Here is a 12,389-nt window from a genome sequence, read left to right as displayed (position 1 = left end):
TCTACTAATTTCAGGAGATATCCACGAATATCCTGTCCTTAGAGTTTGTGTTTATAAAAATTAGTTAGAACTTGGGGTATTCGCTTTTTATTTTAATTCATTTCTATGAACACACTAGAATCAATTCAGCATCTTAAATCAAAAATGTCCGCATCCATCATCGGTCAAGATGACCTGATTGATCGACTAATTCTAGTACTCCTCGCTGATGGGAATATGCTGCTGGAAGGCTTGCCTGGACTTGCTAAAACCAGAGCAATAAAGACCTTGGCTTCGGAGCTGGATTGTGGATTAAGTAGAATTCAGTTTACACCTGATCTTTTGCCTTCGGATGTGACCGGCACAGAGATCTATCAGCCTGAGCTCAAAGAGAAATTTGTTTTTCAGCAAGGCCCAATCTTCAGTAACTTGATTTTGGCAGATGAAATCAATCGAGCCCCTGCAAAGGTTCAATCTGCATTGCTGGAAGCAATGGAAGAGCGGCAAGTTTCGGTAGCCGGAAAAACTTATAAAATGGACCCGCTATTCATGGTAATGGCTACTCAGAACCCCGTAGAGCAAGAAGGTACTTATCCGCTTCCAGAGGCCCAAATGGATAGATTTCTGATGCATGTAATCATCAGCTACCCAGATGACGCTTCAGAATTGGCGATTATGCGACTGAATCGTAATGAACAAGGTACTGGAGGGCAGGCGAAGGAAGAAGTCAAGCTTTCTCCTCAAGTCATCTTCGATGCAAGAAAAGAAATCACTGCTGTCAAAATCTCTGAGGCAATGGAAAAATACATCGTAGATATTATTTCTGCGACCCGTTTTCCTTCCAAATATTCCGAGGAACTTGATACCTGGCTGGACTTTGGTGCCAGTCCTAGAGGCAGTATAGCCTTGGATAGAGCGTCCAGAACGCACGCATGGATGGAAGGAAAAGACTTCGTGACACCTGAAAATGTTCGTGCCGTAGTGCATGACTGCTTAAGACATCGCTTGATTTTAAGCTACGAGGCCAATGCTGAAGGCGTCAGCCCTGATCAGGTATTAGATGAAATTCTCAAGCAAGTAGCTGTGGTGGCATAAAGAAATACTATTTCCATGGCCAAAGAGACCACATTTCCAGCTGATATTTTTTGCTCATTAAAGGATTTATTGAGCATGGAGAGGCATGCCCACCATTTTAATTTACTTGCTCGAAAGCAAAAAGTCAAAAGCATTTTGGGAGGTAAACATGCCTCAAAGCTTCGAGGGAGGGGATTGGATTTTGAAGAAGTCCGTCAGTATGTGAAAGGCGATGATATTCGTAATATTGATTGGAAAGTAACCGCGCGTACACGTGAGACGCATACACGGGTTTTCAGCGAAGAGAAAGAAAAGCCAGCCTTGATCTTGGTCGATCAGTCCAAGTCCATGTTTTTTGGTTCACAAAAACGTACCAAATCCGTAGTGGCTGCCGAGCTGGCCGCATTGGCTGCTTTTAGAATTTTGAAAGAAGGAGATCGGGTTGGGGGGATTGTATTTGCAGATCAGGGAATTGACATTGTGTTTCCCAAGCGTGATCGAAGAAATATCCTCCGTTTTTTTGAGAATATAGTCAAGCGAAATCATGAGTTGATTGATAATCAGGAGGGTTCATTTGATGATCTGCTGAAAGCAGTGACCATGAAGACTCGGAATATCGTGACGCATGATTTTATGATTATCCTGATCAGCGATTTTCATCGGTATTCTCCCAAAATGCTGCAGTCGGTCATCATCATGTCTCAGCATAATGACGTTATTTTGGCAAAAATCGCTGATCCATTCGAGCGGAATATTCCCAATGAAAAGTTTGTAGCTGGGGATGAGCAGACACAAGTGTCGGTAGATGGAAAAGCAAAAAACCTTCGTGATCAGTTTGAGGAAGGTTTTGACGAGGATTATCGAAAGTTTCAAGGCAAACTAAAAAAACATAGAATCCCAATTTTTCAGTTGGATACTGTGCAGCCTATAGATCAGCAACTCAAAGAACTATTTAAAGGAAGGGTGAAGCGATGAACGTTCAAGATTCCATAGCAAACCAGCAAGACAGCCTGAGTCAAGGCTTAGCGCCACTTCAATTGGGGCCCTTATTTGAGCCTGATCCAGTCAAATTTTCTTTTGAAACGATCGGCTGGCCAATTTTGGGAGGCTTAATTCTAGTAGGGCTGTTGATTGCATTTTACTTTTGGCTGAGAAGTTATAAGCGGAACCATTACCGAAGAGAAGCGCTAAAGAAATTAGACAGTATAAGGCAGGCAGATCAGACACTGGAGATTTTTGTAGTACTGAAGCAGGCAGCAATGCATGCTTTTGGTAGAGAAAAGGTGGGAGATCTAACTGGGAATGATTGGTTGGCTTTTCTGGAAAAAACTGGAAAAGGAGTTAGAATCCTTTCGCAGGAAGATGCTATCCAAACAGCAATCTATAAGAGTGTTCCTTTGTCTGTGGAAGCACAACATCATATTTTGTCCAACGCTAAAAAATGGGTAAGAACGCATGCCGTCTAACTTTGAAATAGCGCATCTCTGGGTCTTTTGGCTACTTCCATTGCCACTGTTGATCTATTGGCTACTACCGCCTTTACGGATGAAAAGTGCATCCATCACTTTGCCGACTTATCAAAATGCACTGAATTACACTGGTGAAAAGCCAAGAAAATCAGCCTTGGTGAAGCGTAAAAATTTTATTCAATGGATGGTTTTGACCATTTGCTGGGTTTTGCTTTTGGCAGCATTATCTTCTCCCCAGCTAGTTGGCAAGCCAGAGATGAAGGTGAAGACTTCCCGTAATTTCCTGATCGCAGCAGATATTTCCTTCAGTATGGCTAAAACTGACTGGGTGATAGATGGAGAGAAAGCCCGTCGTTGGGATGCTGTGAAGGAAGTGATGCATGATTTTATTCAGAAGAGAAAGGGTGACCGTATGGGCTTGGTCTTTTTTGGGACGAATGCCTATATCCAAGCTCCTTTCACACCTGATTTGCAGACCGTAGGGCAACTCCTCGATGAGGCTGATGTGGGAATGGCTGGACAGATGACACACATTGGAAAAGCCATTGCCAAAGGTGTAGATATGTTTGAAAAGGATACGATCAAGACCAAAGTCATGCTGATCCTAACCGATGGTATTGACTCTGGGGATGATGTTTTGCCATTGGATGCTGCAGATCTTGCCAAGAAAGATTCAATTCTGATCTACACGATCGGTATCGGAGATCCTGGGAAAGAAGGCAATGAGTTGGATGAGAAAACGCTTAAAGATATTGCCACAGAGACTGGAGGGCAGTATTTCCTTGCCCAAGATGAAGATAGGCTTGCGGAGATTTATGATGAGGTGGATAAGCTGGAGCCGATTGAGTATGAAGAAATGGAAAACAAGCCAGTGACCTTGCTTTATTATTATCCTTTGGGCTTGGCTATAGCTCTTATAATTGCGTCAGTATTTATAGGAGCCTTAATTCAACTGATTCGCCAAAGAGGAAGAAAGGAGGAGAGCTATGTTTGAGGACATTTTCCCAGTTGATTGGGAGGCATTTCATTTTTTGAGATCAAAGTTTCTTTGGCTACTAATTCCTGTTGCCTTGATTTTTATCATGGGTCTGATCAACATGCGTCAGGAGTTCAGTTGGAAAAAAGTGATTGCGCCACATTTAAGGCCATTTGTGATCAAGAAAGGAAGTGATGGGACGAAATTGAGCATGCAGGTAATTTTGCTCTTAAGCTTAAGTTTCGGGATTTTGGCTCTTGCAGGACCTACTTGGAAAAAAGTAGAGGTCCCGGGTAAAATACTGGAGACTCCAGTTGTGATCTTGTTGGATCTTTCGCAAAGTATGATGGCTACCGATCTACAGCCGACACGCTTGGAGAGAGCCAAGTTCAAGATCAATGATTTCCTAAAGCAAAATCCACAGGCGCGAGTAGCTCTAGTTGGATTTGCCGGCACAGCACATACCATCGTTCCACTTACGAGAGATTATGAGATTATTACCAGTCATATAGACGGTCTAAGTCCCAATGTTATGCCTTTTCCAGGTTCAGATTTGGAGGCGGCTTTTGTGCTAGCGGATTCAGTGATGAATGTCACTGATGCTCCTGGGACTGTTCTGGTTTTTTCGGATGATCTTGATCAAGATGAATTCACGGCGATTCAGAACTTTGTCCAAGATAATGAGGACAAGGTAGATATCTTGCCCATGAATACCGATGCTGGAGCAGATGTGCCTATGCCAAATTCCCGTGCATATTTTAAAGATGCGGAAGGAAATGTTGTCCACTCTGCTATTGACAAGCAGGTGATTTCACAGCTAAGCTCTTTGGATCGTGTTTCCATTCATCAATTGACTTTGGATGATAGTGATGTAGAATTGATTAGTAAATCGATATCGGATAATCTCAAATTCACCGAGAAGCCAGAGGAAAAAGACAATTCCTGGAGAGATATGGGGCTATTGTTTGTGATTCCGATGCTGGTCTTGCTTTTATTTTGGTTTAGAAAAGGTTGGGTTATTTACACCTTAATGTTCTTTGTCTTAAGTTCCTGTACAGATGGTTCTAAAATCGCAGGGCTTTGGTATACGCCAGATTTTCAGGGTCAAAAGTTAAGTGAAAAAGGAGACTATGCTCAGGCGGCAAAGCGATTTGAAGACCCTATGCGTAAGGGTGTAGCGAATTTCAAAGCTGGAAATTACGCTGATGCCATAAATGATTTTAAAGAAGACACTACAGCTCATGGAGCTTATAATTTGGGATTGGCCTATTTCCAATCGGGAGACACACTATCTGCCAGACTTGCTTTTCAGTCCGCAGCTGAACTAGATCCTAGCTTTGCGCCAGCCCAGCAAATCAATAAGCAAATGCAGATGATTCCACATGGAGAAGATTCTATGACTCCGGCAAAGGCCGAAGAGGCAAAGGATGGAGAAGATGGTAATCAGGGAGAAGCAAAAGATAATAATGTTCCAAATGAGAGTATGGAAAACCTTGGAGGTGGTGGGCAAGAAGCTACCAAAAAGGATATGGAAACTCAACGCCAGGAAGAAACAGTGTCTTCAAATATACACATGGGCAAGGAACTGGATGAGGTTCCGGATGACTTGAATGCTACTACCCAGCAGACGGGCGGCAAGATGCTGATGCGAAAAATAGATGATGATCCATCGCTTTTTTTGAAGAAGAAATTTGAGTTTCAGGTAAAAGAGAAAAAAATTAAACCAAAGGCAGATGGGAAGAAATGGTAAGCTACTAGCAATTCTCGCCCTTGCCTTTATGCTCTCTAGCCAGGCTTGGGCTCAAACACTCTGGGCAGAAGTGACTTTTGACAAAAACAGCGTTTATGTAGGTCAGCCCGTTAGTGTCTCGGTGAAAGTATTTTCTTCCACTTGGTTTACTACAGGGCTAGATCTTGGTAACATTAAAGTGGAAGGGGCTTTTTCCGTGTATTTTAGATCGGTAAGTTCTTCTTTTCAAAAGGATGGGAATACCTATTCCAGTGTTGAATTGATTTATAATGTATTTCCTTTTGAAACTGGTGAGCTCAACTTTCCAGCCTTGGCTATCGAGGCGGAATCACCTGCTCCAGGGGATTACAAAGGAACGAAGCATGTCGTCAACACCAAATCAAAAATTCTAAACGTCAAACCTGCACCCGCCGCATTTTCTACAGATCAATGGCTGGTGGCAAATGGTCTGCAGGTATATGACAGTTGGAGTGGAGATCGACAACATGTGAAAGTTGGGGATGTATTGGAGCGGCAGATTTCTCGGACAGCTTATGGTACTGTTTCTCAACTTATCCCTCCGATCAAATGGGACTCGCTGGCAAATGTGAGTGAATACCCTTCGCGGAGTAAGGTGGAAAATCAGAAAGACAAGACCTCTATCAGTTCGACCAGGACGGAGTCGATGCGCTATCTTTTTGAAAAGGAGGGAGAAATCACTATTCCTGAAATAGTCTTCACCTGGTACAATCCTTCTCACGAAAAACTTTATAAAAGAACGTTGAAAGCGGTGACTTTTGATGTTGCAGCCAATCCGGATTTAGGAGTTCTGACGAGTATCAGAGATTCTTTACAGGCGATTCAAAAGAAAGAATTAGCAGAGACGGCTGAAAAAGCTCCTTTGACCATTCTAGGAATGAGTCTCAAGAAACTAGCTGTAGTAGTTGTTGTTGGGGTTTTAATATTGATTTTGCTCTTCAAGTTGATTCGCAAACTAGTGTTGGATCAGAAGGAGAGAAGGGCTGCTTATTTGATTTCTGAATCATTTTACTTCCATGAGTTTAAGAAAGCTATGCATGGCAGAGATCAAAAGAGGACCACAGCGAAGCTTTATCGATGGATAGATGCCTTGGATCTAGCTGAGCCAAGCGCCACATGTTTTGCAAAAAGGTATGGGTCTGACAGTTTGCAAAGACAGGTAGCAACTATGGAAGCCAAATGGGGTAAAGGAGATCAGTTTTCTGGTCTGACGGTTAAAGAATGGGAATCAGCGAGAAAGAACTATCTGAATCGTGGGCATGTGGTATCTTCTGGATGGATCAATCCGGATTAAGAAAGACTCAATTTTCGATGGGATTTTGCCACAATGCTTAGCAATTAGAAGTTTCAGATCACAGTGATCCGTCACAGATTACGTATTCCTTCAATCAGTGTCACGCAGACCTGAACCTTTTATGCGATTTCTAAGGTGCCTTTACCTTTTACCTGCAACTTACCACTATACTGCCTACAATAGTTCACTTCAAAGTCGGCTGAAGTATATAAGACCTTACCCCCATGACGATCATCAATTGGGCAATGGCATAGGTTCCCATGATCATTAAATCGGCATCAGGAATTGGTTGGTAGAATTTGTCCAATGCGATGAGTCCATCTGAGATGAAGAATAGGCTGGCACCGATAAATACTTGCCAAAAGGATGCGGAATTGCATTTGCCATAGCGCTCTCTAGCAGTGGTCACCATACTGACGATGGCAATGATGTACACGATCACTGGGATTTTCAATACCCCCAAATTGGGATTGATCATATAGAATACAAATGCTGCTATGAAATAGATAGGCAAATTGATAATGAAAGTCTTGACGAAATTCACATTCATTATCGACTCTGGAGCTTTCTGAGCTACCTTAAATCCTATGATGTAGCATATCTGAGCAAGTAGAAAAGCTCCAATGCCATACATGAAAAAATCTTCCCACAACAATAATATGTCTCCCAGCCAAGAGAAGATCAGTGCCGCCAAAACGGACTTTGCCAATAAAGTGGAAGAAATAGGTTTGGTGATTTGATAGAAATAGAGACCTAAACCTAAAATAATCAGGGGTTTGGAGAATAGACGAAGATTATTTTTATGCTCTAGAATAAAGGCCATGTCCGCCAAAGCAGCAAATAAAAACAGGTAAAGCCACAGTATTTTTTTCTTTTTCAAGGAGTTATAAATTTTGGGGGATTTGAGATATGGGATTTAATAGCCTGCTATAGATTGCTTTGACCAAAATTAATTTGGCAAAAGGACTTCTTAACAATTTGTAAATGGATAAACTGGATTTAAGAATAATATTCTAATTTAAGTAGGTATTTCTTAGCCTTTGAGGGGTGAAACATATTTTTTTGTATTTTAAACAGAATATTATTCACCTTTCTATGTTAAGAAATTGTTAAAATTTGTGAAATTTGGGCAGGAAAACTTAATGGTAAGTACCCTTAGATCCCAAAAGGCAAATTTACCTTTGCAGTTGAAATTTATTTCAAACCAACTTATATCAAAACGTACAAATTATGAGGCAAAATTTACTTAAAAGTTTGATGTCACTCCTTTTGGTTGTCGTTGCTACCATCAGTATGACTCAAGCACAAGTTACCACCAGTTCTGTTGTAGGGCTAGTAGAGGATGCGCAAGGAGAGACTCTTCCTGGAGCTAATGTAGTAGCTACCCACGTGCCTTCAGGTACGCGTTACGGAGCAGTTACGAATTTAGACGGTCGATTTACCATTCCAAATATGAGGATTGGTGGGCCATACACGATTCAGGTTAGCTTTATAGGTTACCAAGCTGCCACTTATGACAATGTAGTGCTACGATTGGGTGAGCCATTTTCATTGTCCATCACGCTTAATGACGATAGTACAGAGCTTGGAGAAGTGATCGTATCGGCAACTAAGTCATCTGAATTTGATTCTAATAAGACTGGTACCTCAACTAGTATCTCCACCAAGCAGTTGACAGACCTTCCTCAGATCAATAGATCTGTTACAGAATTTACTCGTTTGACTCCACAGGCTAATGGTACTTCGTTTGCAGGTCGTGACTCTAGGTATAACAACCTTCAGGTAGATGGAGCCAATTTTAACAATGGATTTGGTTTGAGCAGTAATCCACTTCCTGGTGGTAATTCGCAGCCAATTTCTTTGGATGCGATCGAGCAAATCTCAGTAAACATTGCGCCATTTGATGTGACGCAATCTGGTTTCACAGGTGCAGGCATCAATGCTGTAACACGTTCGGGTACAAATACTTTCACAGGTTCTGCTTACTACTTTAACAAAAACCAAAACCTTCAAGGTAAAAAAATCGGAGATGTCGAGTTGGAAGCAACTGATGCTGCTACAAATAACTTCGGTTTTAGATTAGGTGGTCCACTTATCAAAAACAAACTTTTCTTCTTTGTGAATGCTGAAAGAGAAGTAAACACGGGAGCAAACGCTTCAGGGGCTAACCTTTGGAAAGCTTCAACAGATGGTATTTCTGATCCTGAAAACAACATTGCTAGGACATCAGTAGCTGATCTTGAAGCTGTGCAAAGCCACTTGATCAATCAGTGGGGTTATGATCCTGGAAGATACCAAGGCTATGCAAATGAAGCAGAGCAGGCTAGTACTAAATTCTTGGCTAGAATTGACTGGAATATTAATGATAAGCACAAGCTTGCTGTTCGGTACAACCAGGTGGTAGGTACATCTCCACAAACGACTAATGCTACTTCTGGTCCAAGACCAAGGACTCCATTCCCATCCGGAGCAAGAGTAGGACCTAACTCTATTGCTTTCGAAAATTCTGCTTATGGATTTGAGAATTCAGTAAGATCTCTAACTGCTGAATTGAATTCATATTTTAGCTCCAAGATTTCTAACCAGTTTTTGGTGACTTATTCTAAGATTCAAGATACCAGAACTACTCCAGGCCCTGAATTCCCAATGGTTGATATCTGGGATGGTGGCAATATGATTGATGATGGCATGGGTAACCTTGTAAAAGACCCAGGTGAGATGAACTACATGACCTTTGGTACTGAGTTGTTCTCATATAATAACGATGTGATAAATGAAAACCTTTCATTTATCAATAACCTGACATACACTGAAGGTCGCCATACCTTTACTGCGGGAGCTGCATTTGAGCTTCAGAAATTTGGTAACTCTTATGTCAGAATGGGTACTTCTTATTACAGATATGCTTCTGTTGAAGACTTTTTGACGACTGGCACTGCCAATGAAGTTGCGCCAACTATGTTTGGTTTGACCTATCCATACGAGGGTCAGGAGACTTATGCGCGTGTTAATTTCGGCTTGGCTTCACTTTATGCACAGGATAAATTTGCTGTAAACGACAAGTTGACCTTGACTTTGGGTTTGAGAGCTGAATTGCCGATCTATTTGAATGATCTTACTCCAAATCAATCCATCAATGATCTTACCTTATTAGATAAGGATTACAATCCTAAGAATTATGATTCGGGGAGCTGGCCAGATTCGAAGGTGATGCTTTCACCAAGATTTGGATTCAACTATGATGTAATGGGTGATAGAAGTCTAATCCTAAGAGGTGGTACTGGTATCTTCACGGGTAGAGTTCCTTTCGTATGGTTGACAAATATGCCAACAGGTGCTGGTGTGCTTCAAAATAACGTAGAGCCAGGTAGCTATGAGCAAGTAGCTGGATGGATTGGAAATGTGAATTTCCAGCCAGAGAAATACTACTATGTAGAAAATCCTCCAGCAGGTGCTGAAGACGTATTCATTAAGAATCCTACAGAAGGAGCTCCAAGTTCCTTTGCATTGGTTGATACAGAGTTCAAAATGCCTTCTGTATGGAGAACTAGTTTAGGTGCTGATTATCAGTTAGGAGATTCTCCATTTATGTTGACTGCAGATCTCCTTTATACTAAGGATATCAACGGAGTATTCCAGTTTGGCGCAAATAGAGCCATTTCTCCAGATAATATGAATTCTGCTGGAGATGATAGAGAGGTAGTATTGCCAGGAAATAGCGTAGCTTATAACCCTGCTATGGGAGCAAATAACGCAACTATTTTGACGAATACAGATGTGAAAGGTCATGCATTCTCTGCTACTGTAGGTTTGTCTGTACTTGAGTATAACGGCTTGTCAGGATCTGTTTTCTACACCTACTCAGCAGCTGAAGAAGTAAGTTCTAACTCAGGATCTAATGCTAGTTCTGCTTGGGGAGCTTCTCCAAATATCAACTCACCAAATGATCAGCAATTACATATTTCAGATTTTGCATTGCCAAATAGAATTGTTGCGAACTTGAGTTATAGAATAGAATATGCTAGACACTTTGCCACCACAGTAGGTGTGTATTATACTGGAGGTAACCAAGGTAGAGTTTCTTATACCTATGGAAATGATGTCAACGGTGATGGTATCAATGCTGATCTTTTATTTATTCCAGAAAATACGGCAGATTTCAACTTCGTTGATATCGTATCTAACGGCAATGTAGTATATACAGCAGCTGAGCAAAGATCAGCTTTCGACAAGTATGTTGCAGATAATGACCTAGAGCAATACAGAGGCGGATATGTGCCGAGAAATGCGACAATCATGCCTTGGTTGAGCAGATTTGATGTTAGAATCCTTCAGGATATCTTTACCAATATTGGAGAAAAAAGAAACACACTTCAATTGAGTTTAGATGCTGTGAACTTCGGTAACCTTCTGAATAAGGATTGGGGTGTTGCACAAACTACAAATGGCTCTCAGAACCTTATATCTCGTTCTGGATCTGTGAGTGCAAATCCTAACTATGTGATGAATCAGGTTTCTGGTCAGCTACCTACTACACCTTACCAAAACGTAAGTAACTTCTCCACTACTTGGAGTATGCAATTGGGTATCAGGTATATTTTCTAAAATTCAAATATCATTTAGGAATAGAGCATCCCTCAAAAAGGGATGCTTTTTCCTTTTAAAACGGATAGAATTAGTTATTTTTAAAACTTAAATTTTAACATATGAAAAGAGTTATACTATTACTAGTTGTTGTGTTTGCAGCTTATTCTAATTCAATTGCACAGAATACCGATTCGCTGTTATTGAAAAATAAAAACCTGATTGTCGGTGAGATAAAGAGTATGGACAAGGGAGTCCTTACCATTGAAACTGACTATAGTGATTCGGATTTTAAAGTGACTTGGGATGAGATCATCCAAATAGCATCCACTAAGAAATTCCTTATCACCCTTTCAAACGGTAAACGCTATAATGGCACACTTAATAGTGTAGATACACTTAAAGCTGAGATAGATACCTATGATCCAGAGAGCTTCATACGTAATATCTCAATAAAAAAGAAAAAGGAAACTACTGAGCAGCCTGAAGGAGGTAAGGAAATAATTGAACTCAGTCAAATAGTATATTTAAACGCCTTGGACGAGGGCTTTTGGAGTAGACTCTCTGCTAGTATAGATTTTGGATGGAGTCTTACGCGAGCTAATAATCTTAGACAGTTAAACTTGCGAAGTGGCTTAGGTTATTTGGCAGATCGCTGGAAGATTACCTCTTCCGTTAATTCTCTTAGGTCTACCCAAGATGAGGTAGATGATGTGAAGCGAACAGATGCGAGTGCAGCTTTTAATTATTTCCTGCCCAAAGATTGGTTTTTGCTTTACAACTTCACTTACTTATCCAATACGGAGCAGTTGATCAAAAGTCGAGTAGGTAATCAGATTGGTTTGGGTAAATATATTATTCATACCAATAAGACTTATTTTGGATTCCAAGCAGGTGTCAACTTAAACTCTGAATCTTATTATGATGACACCCCTTCTGGAAATTCTGGGGAAGCAATGTTAGGTGCCGAACTTAATTTGTATGATATAGGAGATTTAAATCTTCTGACCAGTGTCATGGCTTATCCTAGTTTGACCGAAAAAAATCGATTCAGAACGGATTTTAAATTGGATCTTAAATATGATTTTTTCTCTGATTTCTATTTGAAGGTAGGTACTACGATGAACTATGATAATCAGCCAGTAGCAGGAGCAACGAAACTCGATTATGTACTTCAGACAACGGTAGGCTGGGAGTTATAATTGACACAGAAATAGTAGATGAATTTAAAAGACTCGGCATCAG

General features: G+C 40.9%; 9 protein-coding genes. 8 read left to right on the top strand and 1 reads right to left on the bottom strand.

Features of this window, described 5'->3' with window-relative positions:
* Positions 1–105 precede the first annotated feature (105 nt).
* Genes LV85_RS17830 through LV85_RS17805 form a run of 6 tightly spaced genes read left to right on the top strand, consistent with a single transcriptional unit; the run spans position 106 to position 6,560 of the window.
* Positions 106–1,074 (top strand): AAA family ATPase, encoded by a 969-nt coding sequence (locus tag LV85_RS17830; RefSeq protein WP_111321976.1) that lies wholly within the window; start codon positions 106–108, stop codon positions 1,072–1,074.
* A 15-nt stretch (positions 1,075–1,089) separates the two neighbouring features.
* The gene (locus LV85_RS17825) at positions 1,090–2,028 is read left to right on the top strand and encodes a DUF58 domain-containing protein (protein WP_111321974.1); all 939 of its coding nucleotides are present in this window, start codon (positions 1,090–1,092) and stop codon (positions 2,026–2,028) included.
* A complete protein-coding gene (locus LV85_RS17820; RefSeq protein WP_111321972.1) occupies positions 2,025–2,519 on the top strand; it encodes a DUF4381 domain-containing protein in 495 nt (164 codons plus the stop codon). The genes LV85_RS17825 and LV85_RS17820 overlap by 4 nt, the downstream gene beginning before the upstream one ends.
* Complete coding sequence (locus tag LV85_RS17815) at positions 2,509–3,516, top strand: VWA domain-containing protein (protein ID WP_111321970.1); 1,008 nt, start codon at positions 2,509–2,511, stop codon at positions 3,514–3,516. Before LV85_RS17820 ends, LV85_RS17815 begins: the two co-directional genes overlap by 11 nt.
* Positions 3,509–5,248 carry a VWA domain-containing protein gene (locus LV85_RS17810; protein WP_111321968.1) on the top strand — a complete coding sequence of 580 codons (1,740 nt, stop codon included), beginning with the start codon at positions 3,509–3,511 and terminating at the stop codon, positions 5,246–5,248. The genes LV85_RS17815 and LV85_RS17810 overlap by 8 nt, the downstream gene beginning before the upstream one ends.
* On the top strand, positions 5,232–6,560 hold the full coding sequence (locus LV85_RS17805) for a BatD family protein (protein WP_111321965.1): 1,329 nt from the start codon (positions 5,232–5,234) through the stop codon (positions 6,558–6,560). Before LV85_RS17810 ends, LV85_RS17805 begins: the two co-directional genes overlap by 17 nt.
* Positions 6,561–6,744: 184 nt before the next feature.
* Here the strand turns inward: LV85_RS17805 and LV85_RS17800 are convergent, their stop codons facing one another.
* Positions 6,745–7,440 carry a lysoplasmalogenase gene (locus tag LV85_RS17800; RefSeq protein WP_111321963.1) on the bottom strand — a complete coding sequence of 232 codons (696 nt, stop codon included), beginning with the start codon at positions 7,438–7,440 and terminating at the stop codon, positions 6,745–6,747.
* 350 nt (positions 7,441–7,790) lie between these two features.
* Here LV85_RS17800 and LV85_RS17795 point away from each other — a divergent pair, with 350 nt between their 5' ends.
* Together LV85_RS17795 and LV85_RS17790 are read left to right on the top strand one after the other, a co-directional pair.
* Complete coding sequence (locus tag LV85_RS17795) at positions 7,791–11,165, top strand: TonB-dependent receptor (protein WP_111321945.1); 3,375 nt, start codon at positions 7,791–7,793, stop codon at positions 11,163–11,165.
* A gap of 101 nt (positions 11,166–11,266) precedes the next feature.
* Entirely contained in the window at positions 11,267–12,346 is a 1,080-nt protein-coding gene (locus LV85_RS17790; RefSeq protein WP_111321943.1) for a DUF481 domain-containing protein, read from the top strand.
* Positions 12,347–12,389: the final 43 nt, after the last annotated feature.

Origin of the sequence: Algoriphagus chordae (assembly GCF_003254055.1) — a bacterium.
Classification (GTDB): domain Bacteria; phylum Bacteroidota; class Bacteroidia; order Cytophagales; family Cyclobacteriaceae; genus Algoriphagus; species Algoriphagus chordae.
The sequence above is the reverse complement of the archived record's forward strand: the minus strand, read 5'-3'. Positions and strand labels throughout refer to the sequence as shown.